The 17,043-nt window shown below is 69.6% G+C and carries 16 protein-coding genes and 2 pseudogenes; 3 read left to right on the top strand and 15 right to left on the bottom strand.

Annotation, left to right across the window (positions count from 1 at the left end):
- Positions 1–11 precede the first annotated feature (11 nt).
- Entirely contained in the window at positions 12–1,061 is a 1,050-nt protein-coding gene (locus tag O7614_RS10540) for a DUF808 domain-containing protein (RefSeq protein WP_278138269.1), read from the bottom strand.
- Between the two features lie 352 nt (positions 1,062–1,413).
- Between O7614_RS10540 and O7614_RS10535 the strand changes: the two genes are divergently transcribed.
- Positions 1,414–2,088 (top strand): response regulator transcription factor, encoded by a 675-nt coding sequence (locus O7614_RS10535; RefSeq protein ID WP_278138268.1) that lies wholly within the window; start codon positions 1,414–1,416, stop codon positions 2,086–2,088.
- Positions 2,085–3,536: a HAMP domain-containing sensor histidine kinase gene (locus O7614_RS10530; protein ID WP_278138267.1), complete on the top strand. Its 1,452-nt coding sequence runs from the start codon at positions 2,085–2,087 to the stop codon at positions 3,534–3,536. Before O7614_RS10535 ends, O7614_RS10530 begins: the two co-directional genes overlap by 4 nt.
- A gap of 163 nt (positions 3,537–3,699) precedes the next feature.
- Here O7614_RS10530 and O7614_RS10525 read toward each other — a convergent pair whose 3' ends face one another.
- The 14 genes and pseudogenes from O7614_RS10525 to O7614_RS10460 form a co-directional block, all read right to left on the bottom strand.
- Positions 3,700–5,838 carry an MMPL family transporter gene (locus O7614_RS10525; protein ID WP_278138266.1) on the bottom strand — a complete coding sequence of 713 codons (2,139 nt, stop codon included), beginning with the start codon at positions 5,836–5,838 and terminating at the stop codon, positions 3,700–3,702.
- 85 nt (positions 5,839–5,923) lie between these two features.
- Positions 5,924–6,199, bottom strand: a pseudogene (locus tag O7614_RS32215) (hypothetical protein).
- A gap of 887 nt (positions 6,200–7,086) precedes the next feature.
- Positions 7,087–7,830 carry a hypothetical protein gene (locus O7614_RS10515; RefSeq protein ID WP_278138264.1) on the bottom strand — a complete coding sequence of 248 codons (744 nt, stop codon included), beginning with the start codon at positions 7,828–7,830 and terminating at the stop codon, positions 7,087–7,089.
- Positions 7,831–7,854: 24 nt separating this feature from the next.
- Positions 7,855–8,682, bottom strand: coding sequence for an SDR family NAD(P)-dependent oxidoreductase (locus tag O7614_RS10510; RefSeq protein ID WP_278138263.1), 828 nt, complete (start codon positions 8,680–8,682; stop codon positions 7,855–7,857).
- Positions 8,683–8,779: 97 nt separating this feature from the next.
- Positions 8,780–8,995 carry a YbaB/EbfC family nucleoid-associated protein gene (locus tag O7614_RS10505; protein ID WP_278138262.1) on the bottom strand — a complete coding sequence of 72 codons (216 nt, stop codon included), beginning with the start codon at positions 8,993–8,995 and terminating at the stop codon, positions 8,780–8,782.
- 409 nt (positions 8,996–9,404) lie between these two features.
- Positions 9,405–9,911, bottom strand: a pseudogene (locus tag O7614_RS10500) (MFS transporter); the annotation flags it as partial.
- Positions 9,912–10,113: 202 nt separating this feature from the next.
- Positions 10,114–11,076 (bottom strand): DUF389 domain-containing protein, encoded by a 963-nt coding sequence (locus O7614_RS10495; RefSeq protein ID WP_278138261.1) that lies wholly within the window; start codon positions 11,074–11,076, stop codon positions 10,114–10,116.
- Between the two features lie 22 nt (positions 11,077–11,098).
- Positions 11,099–11,356, bottom strand: a complete 258-nt coding sequence (locus O7614_RS10490) for a hypothetical protein (RefSeq protein WP_278138260.1) — start codon at positions 11,354–11,356, stop codon at positions 11,099–11,101.
- A gap of 318 nt (positions 11,357–11,674) precedes the next feature.
- Positions 11,675–12,451, bottom strand: a complete 777-nt coding sequence (locus O7614_RS10485; protein ID WP_278138259.1) for a MerR family transcriptional regulator — start codon at positions 12,449–12,451, stop codon at positions 11,675–11,677.
- A 42-nt stretch (positions 12,452–12,493) separates the two neighbouring features.
- On the bottom strand, positions 12,494–13,255 hold the full coding sequence (locus O7614_RS10480) for an ABC transporter permease (RefSeq protein WP_278138258.1): 762 nt from the start codon (positions 13,253–13,255) through the stop codon (positions 12,494–12,496).
- A complete protein-coding gene (locus tag O7614_RS10475) occupies positions 13,252–14,049 on the bottom strand; it encodes an ATP-binding cassette domain-containing protein (protein WP_278138257.1) in 798 nt (265 codons plus the stop codon). The genes O7614_RS10480 and O7614_RS10475 overlap by 4 nt, the downstream gene beginning before the upstream one ends.
- 85 nt (positions 14,050–14,134) lie before the next feature.
- On the bottom strand, positions 14,135–14,524 hold the full coding sequence (locus O7614_RS10470; protein WP_278138256.1) for a hypothetical protein: 390 nt from the start codon (positions 14,522–14,524) through the stop codon (positions 14,135–14,137).
- Positions 14,525–14,882: 358 nt separating this feature from the next.
- Complete coding sequence (locus O7614_RS10465) at positions 14,883–15,467, bottom strand: hypothetical protein (protein ID WP_278138255.1); 585 nt, start codon at positions 15,465–15,467, stop codon at positions 14,883–14,885.
- 464 nt (positions 15,468–15,931) lie between these two features.
- Positions 15,932–16,111 carry a hypothetical protein gene (locus O7614_RS10460; protein ID WP_278138254.1) on the bottom strand — a complete coding sequence of 60 codons (180 nt, stop codon included), beginning with the start codon at positions 16,109–16,111 and terminating at the stop codon, positions 15,932–15,934.
- A gap of 391 nt (positions 16,112–16,502) precedes the next feature.
- On the opposite strand from O7614_RS10460, the gene O7614_RS10455 reads away from it, so the two are divergent.
- Entirely contained in the window at positions 16,503–17,021 is a 519-nt protein-coding gene (locus O7614_RS10455) for a transposase (protein WP_347404397.1), read from the top strand.
- Positions 17,022–17,043: the final 22 nt, after the last annotated feature.

The following is a 17,043-nucleotide window of genomic DNA, read 5'->3' as shown; positions in this document are numbered from 1 at the left end:
TGATTTTCCGGTCATCCGCGCGGCGATTGGTCCGCAGGAGCGTCGCGCCGCCGAGCTGCACGGCTCGGCGGCGCGGGGATGGTGCCGTCAGCACGAGTCGGGCCCGCCGCAGTCGTAGTCGCAGACGCAGCCGCAGCCGTGGATTTGCGGCGGTGCAGCGTGAGAGTCATGACCAGCACGACCAGCGCTCCGACGATCAACCCGAGGATCGCGCTGGCCACCGTGTTGACGAGCCAGCCGACGAGCCCGCCGAGAACACCCGTGGCGTCGTGGGCGGCGACCTCCACGTGGTGCACGGCCTCGTACAGGAAGTGCAGGTTCAGCTCGTTCGTGCCTAGCAGCAGGATGTGCCCGCCCACCCACAGCATCGCCGCGGTGCCGACCACCGTCAGCACGGTGAGGACCACCGGCATCGCCCTCACCAGACCGCGGCCGAACGTGGCGACGGCACCGGAACGTTGCGACAGGCGCAGCCCGGCGTCGTCCATCTTCACGATCAGGGCCACCACGCCGTACACCAGGGCGGTTATGACGACGGCGACGACAGCCAGGATCGCCAGGCGGGACCAGAACGCCTCATCGATCACCTCGTTAAGAGTGATGACCATGATCTCCGCCGAGAGGATCAGGTCGGTTCGTATCGCCCCGGACACCAGCGTCGTCTCGTCCTGCACCTTCTCCTCGCCCGCGCCGTGGGCATCGTGATGGGCGATCTTGGCCCACACCTTCTCCGCGCCCTCATAACAGAGGTAGGCGCCGCCGAGCATGAGGATCGGAGTAAGCAGCCAGGGCACGAACTGACTGAGCAGCAGCACCGCCGGCAGGATGATGAAGAACTTGTTGCGCAGCGACCCCAGGGCAATGCGCTTGATAATCGGCAACTCGCGCTCGGCCGCCAGGCTCCGCACGTACTGCGGCGTGACGGCAGCATCGTCGACGACGACGCCCGCGGCCTTGGCGCCGGCCTTCGCGGCACCCGCCCCGATGTCATCGATCGACGCGGCAGCGGCGCGAGCCAGCACCGCCACGTCATCCAGCAGGGCTACGAGTCCACCGGCCAAGGGAGGATCCTTCCAGGGTTGCGCAGAGTCCGAACTGGCCCATTCTCGCTCAGGTCCCTGCGCGCGGCACGCCACCGCCCGCTCCGACACCTAAGGGTCGAGATCCGCGAAGCGGGCATCGCCCAGGCGTCGTTCGCCCTCACGGCCTCTGTCTGCCGCATTCCGGCCGCCCCAGCGGGACTTGTTCCTCCCGCTGGCCTTCGCCCTGTGCTTCGGCATCCTCCCGGGGATCATGATCGGTAGAAGCAGTCACGGTCAGCTACTGACGTTGCGGTTTTAATACTGCCCTCAGGTTGATCGGGGAGGATGAGCGAAAAGCATCGACCTCGAGGGGCGGGCTGACGTGCAGATCATGATCGCCGACGACGAGGCGGCCATCCGTGAGTCGCTGGAGCGGGTGCTCCAGGTCGAGGGTTATGGCACTAGCACCGTCGCCAACGGTCTCGCCGTGCTCGACGGGATCGGTGCAGACGCGCCGGATCTGCTGATCCTCGACGTGATGATGCCCCGCCTCGGCGGGTTGGAGACCTGCCGGCGGTTGCGGGCGGCGGGTCGGGATCTGCCGGTGTTGATGCTGACCGCCCGGGATCAGGTCTCCGACCGGGTCGCGGGGCTGGACGCGGGCGCCGACGACTACCTGCCCAAGCCGTTCGCCACCGAGGAGTTGCTGGCCCGGGTCCGGGCTCTGCTGCGCCGCCGCGCGCCGGGCGACGACGAGTCGCAGATCCTGTCGTTCGCCGACGTCCGGATCGATCCCGACAGGTTCGAGGCGTGGCGGGGTGTGCGGCCGCTGTATCTGACGCGCACCGAGTTCTCCCTGCTCCAGGTTCTCGTGCGCAACGCTACCCGGGTGTTGACCCGCGACGCGCTCTTCGAGGCGATCTGGGGCTTCGACATGAGCACCACCGCCAACAACCTTCAGGTGTACGTGAGCTATCTGCGCCGCAAGATGGAGGCCGGGGGTGAGCCGCGATTGATCTACACGCTGCGCGGCCTGGGGTACACGCTGCGGGAGACTCCTCCGTGAGCTGGCCCGCCGGCCGGGAACCGCGTCGGCTGATCCGATGGTGGCGTCGGCGGTCCCTGCGGGCCCGGCTGACGGTGATCGCGGCGACGGCCATCGCGGTCAGCGTGTTCGTGGCCTTCCAGGTGGCCAGCGAGCTACTGGACTCGGAGCTGCGGGACAACGCCGAGAATCAGCTACGCGCGGACGCCCGCATCCTGGCGACGACCGTGGAGCAGACCGGTCTGGCGCAGGTCCCGCTACCGTCGTATCCCGGATCCGGTCGGCTGGTGCGGGTCATCCTGCCCGACGGTTCGACCCGGACGCCGGCCGGCCAACCCGCGCTGCCCCCCGTCAGCGGGCACGCCGGGCGCGTGGCGCAGGGCGCGTCGGCCGACCTGATGGAGTCGAACGACAGCGACGACGACGGCTACCTCATCTATACGCTTCGGGCGGGCGACGGGGCGGTTCAGGTGGCACGCGTCGCCGACGACAGCCCGATCAACCAGTTCGGGTTCGGCATGCTGCTGATCGGGCTGCTCTGCGTGGCCGGGGGCGCCCTTGTCGGGCGGACCGTGGCACGGACCGGGCTGGCACCGATCGACCGGCTGACTGCCGCCGCGGTTCGTGTCGCGCAGACCCGGGACCTCGACGCCGACATCCCGGACGAGGGCGGCGGGGAGATCCGGCGGCTGATCCAGTCAATCAACGACATGCTCGCCGCGCTCCGGGACTCCCGGCGGGCCCAGCGGCTGCTCGCCGAGGACGCCGCCCACGAACTCAAGACCCCGCTCACCAGCCTGCGCCTCAATGTGGAGCTGCTGATCCGGCTCGATCGTCGCGGCACCCTGGACAGCGCACTGCCGGCGGAGAGCCGGACCCGGCTGCTCAACGACCTCGGCGCCCAGGTGGCCGAGTTGAGCACCCTTGCCGCCGAGCTGACCGACCTGGCGCGCGGCGACGTCAGCGACGAGAGCACCGAGCTCCTCGATGTGGCCGACGTGGTGGTGGCCGCTGCGGCCCGGGCTCGTTCCCGCGTGCCCGACATCGAGGTCGCGCTCGACGTGACCTCCGTGTGGGTGAGCGGGCGTCCCGCTGCGCTCCAGCGGGCGGTGCTCAACCTCATCGACAACGCCGGCAAGTGGTCGCCGGCTGACCAGCCGGTCCAGGTCCGGCTCCGTGCCGAGGGCGTGTGGGCGGTCCTCGAGGTCGACGACGCCGGGCCAGGCATCGACGCCGCTGACGTACCGCGGGTGTTCGACCGGTTCTACCGTGCCGACAGCGCCCGGGCACTGCCGGGATCAGGTCTGGGGCTGTCGATCGTGCAGCGGGTCGTCGACGCCCACGCCGGCCGGGTCACCGTCGCCCGGTCCGCACGCGGTGGCGCGCTGCTGCGGATCATCCTTCCGGCCACCGCCCCGCCCGCTCGGATCACGCGGCTCACCGCGGGGATTGACACGGTGGCACGCTGACCCGCTGCGCCACGGCGCCGGGACCGCCACGGCGCGCGGTGCAAAGCCCCGCCGCAGCGGGCGGCGCAGAAAAAGGGCGGCAGACACGGTGACGGCCGCCGCGCCACGACCGAGATCCGGGAAGGGCAAGAGCCCGTCCCGGATCTCGGCTGTGCCGCCGCGTTCACCGTTGCGGCGCAGGCCCCTTCACGAGCGGCCGTTGATCGTCCGGCAGCTCCACCGGTCGGGACAACCGGCTCGGCCACCACATCCGCCGGCCGATCAGCAGGGTGAGGGCGGGCACCAGGACCGACCGCACCAGCAATGCGTCGAGCAGCACGCCGAAGGCGACCAGGAACCCGACCTCGATCAGCATCACCAGCGGAAGTGAGGCGAGGACCGCGAACGTGGCCGCTAGGACCAGGCCCGCCGAGGTGATGACGCCACCGGTGGCGGAGAGGGCTTTGAGCATGCCCTCTCCGGTGCCGAGACGCACGGCCTCCTCCCGGGCCCGACTGACCAGGAAAATGTTGTAGTCGATGCCGAGCGCCACCAGGAACAGGAATGCCAGCAGCGGCACCGAATAGTCGACGCCCTCGAACCCGAGGATCGTGTCGAAGACGAACACGCTGCCGCCGAAGGCTGCGGCGAATGAGACGATCACGGTCGCCATCAGGACCAGCGGGGCCACGATCGCTCGGAGCAGTAGCCCGAGGACGATCAGAACGACGGTGAGCACCAGCGGGATCACCAGCTTCTCGTCGCGGGTTGTGGTGACCTCGGTGTCGAGGTTCTCCGCGCTCGGTCCGCCGACGATCGCCTCCGCCCCGTCCACCGCGTGCACGGCGGCGCGCACCCGCTTGATCGTGTCATACTCCGCGGCGGTGTCCGGCGCGTCGGTCGGGAACACGGAGATGTCGGCCCAGCCTCCGCTGGTCTGACCCGGGACGGCCAGGGCCACACCGCGGGTGCCCTGGACGATGTCGAGCACCCGCTCCTGGTGCGCCGGCCGCGTAAAGATCGTCATCGGCTGACCGCCGAGCTCCGGGAAGTGCTGGCGGAGGACGGTGAAGCCGGTGACCGACTCCGGCGCGGACAGGAACTGGTCCTGCTCCCGCAGGGCGCCGGTGTTGCCCGCCAGCCCGATGGCGAGCACGCCGAGGACTCCGAGCGAGCCAACCGTCGCCACCCACCGGCGGCGACTGATGGCGGTGCCGAGCCGTCCCCACAGCCCCGGCTTCTCCTGGACAGCCGTGTCGAACCGCGGGATGGCCGGCCAGAAGATCCGCCTGCCGAGCACCACGAGCACCGCCGGGAACAGCGTCAGCATGGCCACCAGCGCGCACAGGATGCCGGCCGCGCCGATCGGGCCCAACCCGCTGGTGCTGTTCAGGTCGGCGACGAGCAGGCAGAGCAGGCCAGCGATCACGGTGGCCGCGGACGCGACGATGGCCGGCGCCGCGCCGCGTAGCGCGTGGACCATCGCGACCCGGACGTTCTCGTGGTGGTGCAGGGTCTCCCGGTACCGGGCGATGAGCAACAGCGCGTAGTCCGTGCCGACGCCGAATACCAGGATCGTCAGCAGCGCCGAGTTCTGGTCGTTGATCACGATGCCGAAGCCCTTGACGAGCAGGTAGACGGTCGCCATCGCGGTCAGTGCGGCCGCGCCCACAGCCATCAGCGGGATGAACCACAACACCGGGCTGCGGTAGGTGAGGATGAGCAGCAGCGTGACGACGACGACCGTGGTGAGGAAGACCTGCAGGTCGATGCCGTCGAAGACGGCGTCCATGTCGCCGTCGATCGCGGCGGGTCCGGTGACGTCGAGTCCCAGGCCGGCAGGGCGGTCCTTCGCAGCCTCACGCAATGGGCCGACGATGGTCTCCGGTGGGCCGTAGGTCGTGCTCACGTCGAGGGTGAACATCATCGCCTCGCCGTCGGTGGAGGGTCTCGTCGCTGGGCCCTCGTCGTCCTCGCCGCCCGCTGCCGCCTTCGGCGGGTACCGCTTGGCAAGTGTGTTGTAGTGGCGCTCGACCGACGCGCGGTCGGCGTCGGTCATGCCGCCGGCGCGGTGGTACACGAAGACGAACGTGTTGTCCTCACCGCCGGGGAGGCTGTCCTCCAGCACCGCCACCTTGGTGGACTCGGCGCTGGCCGGCAGGGTATCCACGGCTCTGTCGGTGGTTACCGAGCTCAACTTCCCGCTCAGCGGCACCATGACCGCCGCCAGCGCCACCCACAACCCGATCACCAACCATGGCACCCACCGGCCTGCCAAGCGACCGGCCGGCGCTTCCCCCGGCGGCGCTGCCTTGACTGCCATCACTAGCTTCCTCCATACGGGTTAGCTCGCTTATCTGATGCCGACTTCGTACCGAGCGAATCTGAGACGACCGTTAATGCGCCGCTCAGGCCGGGTGGCCGAACCAGGTGCCGAGCGCACGCACCAGCGCGGTGGTGTCCAGATCCTGCGCCGTGGGGAAGGCCCAGGCGACGCAGCCGTCGGGCCGGATCAGCTACGCGTAGACGTCCACCCGGTCCGTGCGGGCGGTGACGATGTTGACCCGTCCGGTCCACGCGGGCGCGGCGTCGCGGACCTCCGCGCGGTCGGCGGGGCCCAGGAGAAGCACACGACCCTCACGCAGCAGGTCCGCGGACCACCACCACGGTGGCGACGTCCGCATGATGGGTCGGCTCAGCCGTCAAACCGCATCCACGGGATTGCGAGCCCGCTCAGTGGGCGTAACAGACCACGGTGCACGGTGCCCTATCGACATCGAGAACCTCCCCTGCCAGGAGTCGGTCACTTCGGCGATCATGCCCGGCACGAGGAAGAAGCGCGTCGAGTCATTCGGCCAGGGCCGCAGTTCCCACGGCAGCGGCGTCGATCCTGCGGTGACGATCTCAAGGTGCTCGGCTTCAAGCTGGTGCTCAGGGTCGTGCGATGGGCGTTCGTCAGCGTCTCGCTCATCCGCTCGTGCTCTGGCCCCAGCCCGCACTCGTCCTGGTCGATCCACAACACGGGTTGGCGTCCGGGGGATCGAACCCTGACCACCTCGGAACCATCAGGACGTCGCACCTTCTCTGAATTGTGCAGACGTGGAGCGGCCGGTAGGGGCGGGTGCAGGTGAGCGACGTTTGACGGCGGGGGTGCAGTTCAAGGCCGTTCAGGGCGCGGTGTTGCTCCCCACCTGCTCCCCCATTTGCAGTTCTCGCCGACCGAGCTGCGTGACGTGTGGTACAGCTCGGCAGGCGACGGCTGGTCACCTGCCGAACTGGCGTCAGCTCAGAGGTTCGACCTTGCGGTTGCCCAGGGCGGAGGTGACCAACCAGCCGGACCCGGAGCTCGTGTCGTGAGACACCGCGTGCACGCCTCGACCCGCACGTCTCCCGCGTACGCGCAGATTGAGGTCGTCCGGGTCGCGCGCGAGCGGCGCGCGGACCTCGCCGCAGTCCCGGGTCAGCCTCGCCGGTGACCGCGTCGTGGGCCACACGCGCAACGGCGCGACGCCCTTCCCGAGCGTCGCGCCGTCGAGTGGTCGGGTCGTTGGACCCGATGCGCCAGCGGTGGTCAGCGAAGCCTGCGAAAGGCCCGAACCGCTTTCTCCGGTTCGTCGACGCTGACCACGAAGGCGCGGCCGGACGTCAGCTCCAACCGGAGCGCAGACCCGGTGCGGATCACCGCCGTCCTCCCCCAGCCGCCCGGCCACGGGCACCACCAGACGGTCCACGGCCGGGCCGACACGTGAACAGCGGACATCCGGCGGACCTGGCGCAGCGGCACCGTCGCGCTGGGGCCCGGCAGCAGGGGGTGCCGGACTGCTACCTGGTAGGTGTTGACGTGCACGGACAGTCGCGCCATCGCCAGCGCCCAGAGGCCGGCGACACCGGCGGCGGCCAGGAGGACGACGGCCGCCGCTACCGCCGTCACACCGGCGGCAAGCTCCGACGTCGCGGCCATCGACGTGCAGGCCACAACACCTACCAGCAATGGCGGGACGGCGAGGACCGGGACGAGCGCTGGCCAGCCGCCGACAGCTCCGCCCCTCCACTCCCGGCCGACCGGGCCACCCCAGCCACCGGTCGCGAGCCTGCCGCGGTTCGGCGCGGACCCGACCGGCGGGGTCGACCGGGCACCGGGCCGGGTCGGACCCGTACCCGGCTCCCGGGAAAGCACGTGTTCGACCGGCGGGTACGGAGGGCTGAACGGCATCCGGGTCACTGCCGGCTCCGGCCAGAGGCGCACCGGCGACGCCGTCGTGCGCCCGGACGTGGTGCCGGCCACGCCGGGCGCGCCGGTGGCCAGCACCCGCATCGACGTTCGGGGAGGTGAGCCGGTTCACGCCGCACGATCGAGCACCTCCAGGTCGAGCGACCGTTCGGTCAGCCGCCACAGCCGCTGCACCGCGGACGGGTTGGCGGCGAGCGGCGCCGGCGCGGCGGGCAGGCTGCCCTCGTAATAGCCGCCGTTGACCGGATTTTCCATGCGCACCGCGTGCAGCACCGCCTCGGCCCCGTCGGCCACGGGGGCGCCGCTGCGGCTGTACGTCGACATCAGCCGGGTGCGAACCACTCCGGGGTGGACACTGACCGCTGTCAGGTCCGCATCGGCGTGCCGGGCCAGCCCCGTGGCGAGCATCGTCATACCGAGCTTGCTCTGCGCGTAGGCGGGCACCGCCGCGTATCGGGCGGCGCGATTGAGGTCGGCCCAGTCGAGGTTGCCCATGCGGTGCAGGCTCGACGACAGGTTCACCACCCGGGCACCGGGGCGACGGGTGAGAGCCGGCATCAGCAGTCGGGTCAGCAGGTAGTGCGCAACATAGTTGACCTGCCAGGACATCTCGTTGCCGTCGACGGTCTCGGCACGCCGGGCCACGCCCACCAGGGCGGCGTTGTTGACCAGCAGATCCAGTCCGCCGGGGATGGGTGAGACGACGCCGGCCAGGTCACGGACCGTCGCCAGGTCGGCGAAGTCGGCGGACACCGTCTCCACCCGTCCCGGGTCGGTCCCGTCCTGGGCAAGGCCGTCGAGGGCGTCACTCGCGTCGGCAGCGGTCCGGCCGTGCAGCAGGACTCGCCAGCCGTCGGCGGCCAGACGCCGGGCGACCTCCCGGCCGATGCCGGTGGTGGCCCCGGTGACGAGGGCAGTCCTGGTGGTCTCGGGCATCACATTTCCTCTCGAACGGGCAAGGGACTCATCTGCTGAGGCGCTTGGCATGGTCGGCCTCCTCGCTGCTGCATCGCTGGGACATCTGACTCCTCGCTCAGATCCGGCCGGTGCGGCCCGGATGCGAGCGCATGGAGTCAGCCCGCTCGATTGCGGCGAGGCACGCGTCGGCCAATTCCGGGGCGGTCAGGTCGTACATGGCGTGGGGGTCGATCCGTAGTGCGCTCAGGCTCCCGTCGCTGCGCATGGTGACCTCGACGTATCTGCGGGGGTCAGTGACAGTGACAGTGCCGGCGACGGTGTCGTCGTACATGGCTGCGTCCTTGGAATGAGGTGCACGCGGCGGGCCTGGGACGGAACCGGTCACAGGCCCGCCGCGTGACGGAGAAGGCAACGGGGTCAGCAGCGTCCGTGACCGGGATGCGGAGGGTGGTCCTGCCCCGCCGCCGGACCGCACCGACCGCCCACCGAACCGGTGGAGGCGCGTACACGCCCGCGGGGATGCGCCACGTCGACCTGGCCACCGTCGTCCTTCTCCATGAGGCCGGGGCTTCTCCACCCCGGCTGGCACCAGCAGACGCCCTGCCGGTGATCGGGCGCAACGGTCTTCACGCGGCTTGTACGCCTGCTGGTCCCGTTTTCACGCTGGCCTCACGCCCGTCGGCGGGGCGCTGCTGTTGGGCGCGGCGGTGCTGGTCCTGGTCTGGGCGAACTCGCCCATTCTGGCTGGCCTGAAAGGAGAGCAGCCCGAAGGTGGCCGGGCCGGCGGTGGCGGCGCCCGCCGCGGCCGCGAACCAGAAGAAGCCGCTCGGCAGTCGCCCACCGGGCCGGGCCGCGCGGGCCGGCTCTCCGGTCGGGCCGCCACGGTCGTAGACGCCCGGGTCGGGAACCCTGGTCCTGATCCCTACCAACAGCGCCAGTGCCGCGGCGCCCGGCACGGCCAGCGCCGGCCACACCACTCCTGACGTGGTGATCAGCGCGGCGACCAGCAACGGTCCGGTGAAGGCACCGAGCTGATCCAGCGCCTTGTGGACGGCGAAGCCGCGTCCCCGGCCGACCGCATCGGCGGCGTGCGTCAGCAGCGCGGACTTCGCCGGGCTGCGCACCGCCTGTCCGACCCGCTCGGGCGCGATCAGCACGCACGCCACCGCGAGGCCCGCTCCGCCGAGTAGCGGGGCGACCGCGAGCAACCGCACGCACACTGCGGTCAGGGCGTACCCCGTGATGGTGGGCGCCCGGCCACCCGGGGACCCCACCTCCTCAACCTGTGCTCACGGTCCATACCCCGCACCCCGACAGACGACGGTCCGGCGACAGACGTGCGGGTCCGGCCGGCAGAGCAGGATGCTCCAGTAGTCCCAGAACCGCAGGGCGAGGCCAGTCTGAGAACCCGCTCGTGGGGAAGCAGAGCGACGACATGCCCTGGTTCTGTCAACCCGACGTGAGCCCGTCTGCGGGTGGGGTGCCGCGCCGTGCGGCGGCGCGCGCCCACCACACCCGCTGAATGCTGAGGGTCAGCACACCGGCGAGCACGATCGCGGCTAGGTTGATCAACAGTTGGAGAGCCGAACCGGCCGCCTCGTTCGGCACATCGTAGGCCAACGCGACGGCTACGTTCGCCGCGGCCGGAACAGTCGTCACCGAGATCAGGACGCCGACCAGCGAGCCGGACTTGTTCGAGGTCACCGACAAAATCCCGGCGATCCCCGCCAGGAAACCCACCACCCACGACAGCGCGTCGGGCCGCCAGATGAAGTCGGTCATCGGGCGCTCGACCAGCAGCGTCTGCCGATTCACCAGTCCGGCGGCGGTCAGCGCCCAGGTGCTCAGCACCGTCGCCGTCATCGCGACCAGGAAGCCGGTCACCAGCGCCGCAGCGGACTGTCGGATGATCGCGATCCGCCACCGGACCAGCGCTACGCTGAGCGCGGCGAGTGGACCGAACTCCGGGCCGACGACCATGGCACCGACGATCAGGATCGGCTGGTCCAGCAGCACACCGATCCCGGCGATGGCGGTGGCCAGCGTGATCAGGAGCAGGTAGGTGGCGGACAGGCGGGTCTCCTCGCCGGTCTTGCGGGCGACCTCGTCCCACACCACCGCGTCGGTGCCCAGGCCGGGGGCGGCGAGGTCCGCGCGCTCGGCCGCGGTGGAGAGCACCGCGTCGACGTTCTCGACGGCTATCGCACCGCTGCGGTCGACGCCCAGCTTTCGCAGCGCGACCAGGACCCGGTCGGCGCCCTCCCGTACGACGTCACACAGCACCACGTCACCGGGCGGGATCTTCGCCGCCGCGGGAAGCACGACGACGTGCGTGACCGCGGGATCACCCGACAACAGGTCGACCACCATGTCACTCAGTTCGACCGGAACGATCACCCTCAGATGCAGCACCTACCCACTCCTTCCCGAGTGATCATCCTTGCCCGGCCCGCCAAGCTGCGCCAGCCCGGGTCTTCCGTCCGCCAAGGCTGCCGAGGTACGGGGGTCGTTGCCGGCGCGTGACCAGCGCGGTCGTCCCGTCCGGGGCCTCGGCGTGGGCCACCCGCCGGAGGTCGTCACCGGCCAGGTCGAGAGCGGCATTGGAGTACGGGCTGGTGTTCAGCAGCAGGTTGATCTGAGCGACGGCGCCGTCCGAGCTGACAGTGGCGGGACTGCCGTCGGGTGCGGGCATCAGGCTCCCGACCCCGCGCACCTGTGCCAGTGCTTGTGCGTAGCCGGTGAGTGCCGTTGGGCCGAGGCGCTGGTTGTTGTCGGCGCGAACACAGACGGTGGTCGGGTTGAGGGCCCGGCGGGGAAACCAGCCTTCAGGTCGTCCAGGGCGCGTGCCGACTCCGTGTTGGCGGGCAACTGCGCGACCTGGTCGTAGTCGATCTTCAGGCCCAACACGCCCAGCGCCAATGCGATCATGACTCCACCCGCGGCCAGGGCAACGACCGCGGGTCGGCGGCCGGTGAATTGGCCGAGGCGTTGGAAGAAGCTGTTCGCAAGGTCAGCCGGATGGCTCAGTCAGCCGCTCCATCCGGGTCCACCCGGACCAGCCGCGGGCGCGCATCAGGTCCCGCAGTCGCTCCGCCCGTGGATCGGTCTCGACAGCGAGCGCGTCGAGCAAGTCCGGCAGGTCGCCCTGCATGTCCTCGTCGGCGGGAATGTCACCGGAGCGGTACGCCTGCTCGGCCAGTGCGGCCATGATGTCGGCAGCCTCCTCCAACAACGCCTCCTCGCCCGGGTCACTGTCGAAGATCTCCGACAGGACCAGGTAAAGCCGCACGACCTGCGGATCGTCAAGTTGCGCGAGTTTCGCGGGCATCCACTCGACGAGCTGATCGGGCCAGCGCGCCGCGACCAGGATCCACCCGTCCCGTTCGGCCTCCACCAGCCGCTCCGACACCCCGATGGCCCGAAGCCGATCGAGGTACCCGACCACCTCCGAGGGCAGCGACAGACTGTCCCCGGCGCTGAGCTGCGCGATCTGCCGGCGACTGGCCTCCAGCCGCTCGATGTCCTCGCACAGGCGCTGGTCGATCCGCTGCACCGCCTCGGAGAAGGCCGCCGCATCGGCGTCGAGCAACTGGCTGATCTTCGACAGCGGCACGCCAGCGTCGGCGAGAGTGCGGATCTTGATCAGGGACACGACCGCCGAGGCACCGTAGCGGCGGTAGCCCGACGCGTCGCGCTCCGGCTCGCGTAGAAGCCCGATCTGGTGATAGTGCCGCACGGCTCGCACCGTGACGCCCGCGTACGCGGCCAGTTGACTGATCGTCAGCATGCCCTGAATCCTGCTCTCACCCACCCTGTCCGGTACGCCAGCTCACGAGATCCTGCGACGGTAGGTGACGTTGGCGAACAGATACGCGAGGACGAGGATGCCGACGCACCAGGCGAGGGCGATCCAGATGTCGGTGCCGACCGGCTGTCGCGCGAACAGGTCCCGGATCGCGTTGACGATGGAGGTCACCGGCTGGTGTTCGGCGAAGGCACGCACCGGGCCGGGCATGGACTCGGTGGGCACGAAGGCCGAGCTGACGAACGGCAGGAAGATCAGCGGGTACGAGAACGCGCCCGCTCCGTCCACCGTCTTCGCGGTGAGCCCGGGGATCACGGCGACCCAGGTCAGCGCCAGGGTGAGCAGAAGCAGAATGCCGGCGACCGCCAACCACCCCAGCACGCCCACCCCCGCGCGAAAGCCCATGATCAGGGCGACGCCGATGACGACGACGAGCGAGATCAGGTTGGCGACCAGTGAGGTCAGGACGTGCGCCCACAGCACGGACGAACGGGCGATCGGCATGGACTGGAACCGTTCGAAGATGCCGCCCTGCATGTCCTGGAAGAGCCGGAACGCGGTATAGGAGATGCCTGAGGCGATCGTGATGACCATAATTCCGGGCAGCAGGTAGTTCACGTACGAGTCGGTGCCGGTCTCGATCGCGCCCCCGAAGACGTAGACGAAGAGCAGCATGAAGGCGATCGGCATGATCGCGGTGGTGATGATGGTGTCCGGGCTGCGGGCGATGTGGCGCAGCGAGCGTCCCAGGAGAACGACGGTGTCGCCGAAAAAGTGCTTGTTCATCGCTGTTCCTTGTCCTTCTTTGCACCTACGAGGGTGAGGAAGACGTCCTCCAGGCTCGGCTGCTTCTCGACGTACTCGATCGTCGCGGGTGGGAGGAGTTGCTTGAGTTCGTCGAGGGTGCCGTTCACGATGATGCGGCCCTCGTGCAGGATCGCGATCCGGTCGGCGAGGTGCTCCGCCTCGTCGAGGTACTGGGTGGTGAGTAGTACGGTCGTACCGTCCTCGGCCAAGTCCTTGACGGCCCGCCACACCTCGATGCGTGCCTCCGGGTCCAGCCCGGTTGTCGGCTCGTCGAGGAAGATCACCGGTGGGTTGCCGATGAGACTCATCGCGATGTCCAAACGGCGGCGCATGCCACCGGAGTACGTCGCCACCCGCCGGCTGCCCGCCTCGGTCAACGAGAAGCGGCGCAGTAGGTCGTCCGCGATGGCGCCCGGGCTCTTGCGGTGCCTGAGCTTGGCGACCAGGACGAGGTTCTCGCGTCCGGTGAGGATCTCGTCGACCGCCGCGAACTGCCCGGTGAGACTGATCGACTCGCGCACCTCGGCAGCCTGCGCCGCGACGTCGAAGCCGTTGACCCGGGCGGTCCCGGCGTCCGCCCTGAGTAGCGTGGACAGGATCTTCACCACCGTGGTCTTGCCCGCCCCGTTGGAGCCGAGCAGGGCGAAGATGCTGCCCCGCGCCACGTCTAAGCCCACGCCGCGCAGCACCGTCACCTGCCCGAAAGCCTTTTCCAGGCCGTGAACGTGTATCGCGGATTGCTCGATGCCGCTGGTTGGTACCGGAGTGCTCATGACGACCAGCATGCGGGGTTGACGCTGCGTCAAGGTCAAGCCGCTGACAGGCCGGCGTGACCGTGGCATCGGTCACCGGCCACGGTCACATCCGGAAATCACCCTCCCGCGGATCGGACCCGACCGGCACGGCAGCGTACGGCGGCCGAGGGCCGGGCGTAACGGCGCCGTCCGCCGCATCACGGGCGGTTGCCGGCGGCACCGACCGCATGACCCGGTAACCGACACCGAGCACGCTGGCAAAGACAATCACCGCGGCGTACGACCAGCCGTCGGCGGCGCCGGTCAGATCGCCGAATCGGTTGGCCAGGAAGCCGACGAACGTCGCCATACCGAGCCCGGTCACCGCCGCCACCGCGCGCAGGTCGGCCACCACCGTCGCGAAGCCGCCGGCGGCGATGGCCATGACGAACGCCCGCCCCGGCAGGTCGGCCGGTGGGAACGCCGCCGCGGCCAGCAGAGCTGCGGCGATCATCACCGCCCACCCCCCGGCGACACTGACGCCGGTCGGTGTCCGTGCCCGCGTTACCGCGGTCGATGATTCCCCATCGGCAGTCACCACGCGCCTCCTGCGACGTTGAGGGCTCGCATCTCGAACCCTCGACGCCCATACCAACCCCGATCCGCTGCCCACCATCGACGAATTCACGCAGCCGCTACGGCCACCGCCCGCCTTTTGACGCCGCCATAACGGCGACCGCGCTAACGGGAGGACCAGGCGAGGGCCGAGGAGTGCGCTGCCGGGTGATTCCTGCGGGATCGGTTCGGTGGCCTGCACGGGGGCGGGTCGGCGACCCAGACACGCCGGTCACCGGGACCGCGACGCAACCGGGTCAGGTGTTGTCAATCTTGGTCAGCGTGGTGACCTCGCCATTGGTGGTCGTGATCGCGACCAGGCCACCTTGCTTCCCGGCCAGCCACTCGGTGAACTTGGACGCAGAGATGGAGTGACCGGCGCCGGCGTGCACCGAGACGATGCCGTCCCCGCCGCCGACGTTCTCCCACGACGTCAGCTTCGGCGCGGACCGGACCGGGATCGTCACCTTCGTGTGGCTCTCGACGATCTGGTACGGGTCGCTGCACCTGATATCGCTCGCGTCAATCTTGAACTGCTTGCAGTAGTCCGCACTGGCCATCACGAGCACCGGCTGAGCCACCGCGGAACGCGCGACCGGATCGTACGAGTAAAGCTCCACCATCGACTGGCTGGAGCCATTCGTCGGATCAGTGAAGTGCGCCGGTTGACCCACCACCGGTGACCGAAGATCGACGTTCGCGAAGGCCACTGTGGCGTCCCCTTCGGTCGCATCGTTCAGCACTCCGAGCACGACCCGGCCCGCGACCAACTGCGGGTCGGTGACAGGCATGCTCACAGCGGGCGTGCCGTCGACCGTCACCTGGGCCGTGCCGTTGTGCACGGTGATGCCGGTCCGGTGCGTCTGCCCGACCTGGAACGCGCTCGAGGCGACCCGCTGCTCCGAGTTGAAGCCATTCCCCGAGCTCTCGTCGACCCCAAGCCGGATCTCGTCCTCGCAGAACGAGGCTACGTAACCACGCTGGTCGACCAGCCGGAACCAGATCACCGCGCAGGCGCCCTTGGTGTCTAGCGCTGATCGCCATAGGGCTGATCGGCGGCTTCGGGGCAGCCCAGCTTGCCGACGATCCGCACACCGCCAAGCCGGAGCTGCTCGCTGGGACGGTCACCTGGTCGAATGACCAGACCAAGTTCATCGCCTTCGAGGCTGACGGGGCCCCGCGGGGCCCTTTCGATGGCGACACGATCTACTCAGTGATCGCCGAAAGCTGGCAGGACGTGAACGGGACATCGCACCACGACGGCACCTATCCAACCTGCCTGGCCGGCGAGAAGGACGACCCCGTCTCAATGGACCGGCACCGAGTCGAGCTTGAGGTCATACACCGAGACACGGGCGGTCAGCCACAGCACATCGCCGTCCGCGTCCGATGCCTCGACTAGGGCCTGAGCCCGGGCGCCAGCACTTTTCGCTTCCCCTCGGCCGTCAGGTCGGCCCGAAATGATCGTGGTGAAACGCACGCTCATCGGCTACTTGTTTCATTGACCTTCGACCGTGGCCCGGCCAGGCTTCGGTTCAGGCGTCCGGGCTGTCGCTCTCTCATCGGCTGCCCACGCTGGTCGTGTGGCTCTCATTTGGCCTGCGCGGCCCGGGCGTCGCCCCCGGGCGGGGAGAGGCTCAAGAGGGGTTTGCTCTGCTCGAAGTAGCGTTGCCCTCCCGGCTCGACAACTGCTGATCGAGCATCGGAGGACGCGGTGAGTGGCACTTCAGATCGTGTGGTCATCGGGATGGAGCCGCACAAGCGCTCCGCCACGTTCAAGGTCATGGCCGGCGACGAGACCATCGTCGGTGGTGGCCGTTTCGACACCGGCATTGACGGTTACGCGGCGATGAGAAAGTACGCCAGGCAATGGCCGAATCGGGTGGGCGATCGAGGGCTGCCAGGGCATCGGCCGACACGTCGCCAACCGGCTCCTCGTCGACGGCGAACAGGTCCTCGACGTCCCACCGAAGCTGTCCGCCAGGGCGCGGGTGTTCGCGACCGGTCAGGGCCGCAAGACTGATGCCACCGACGCCCACTCCATCGCGCTGGTCGGCACCCGCATGGCCGGGCTGCGCCCAGTGGTCAACGATGAGCAGCTGGCACTGCTGCGGATCCTTGTCGACCGGTGCCGCTCACTTGGTGAGGATCACACCCGGATGGTGTCCCAGCTGCACCAACTGCTGCTGGAACTGATCCCCGGTGGAGCGAAGAAGAGCCTGTCCGCCGCCCAGGCCAAGGCACTGCTGGCCACGGTCCGACCCCGTGACACGGTCGGCAAGACGCGGCGCCGGGTCGCCGCGGAGCTCGTCTGGCCCGACCAGCAGGACCGGTTCCCCTGGGAGAACGGGTACAGCCTCGAAGCGCAGGCACAGCCACTGATCGCCCAGATGTAGCGCGACCAAGCGGCGCCGCCCG

This window comes from Micromonospora sp. WMMD961 (genome assembly GCF_029626145.1).
Taxonomy (GTDB): Bacteria; Actinomycetota; Actinomycetes; order Mycobacteriales; family Micromonosporaceae; genus Micromonospora.
The sequence above is the reverse complement of the archived record's forward strand: the minus strand, read 5'-3'. Positions and strand labels throughout refer to the sequence as shown.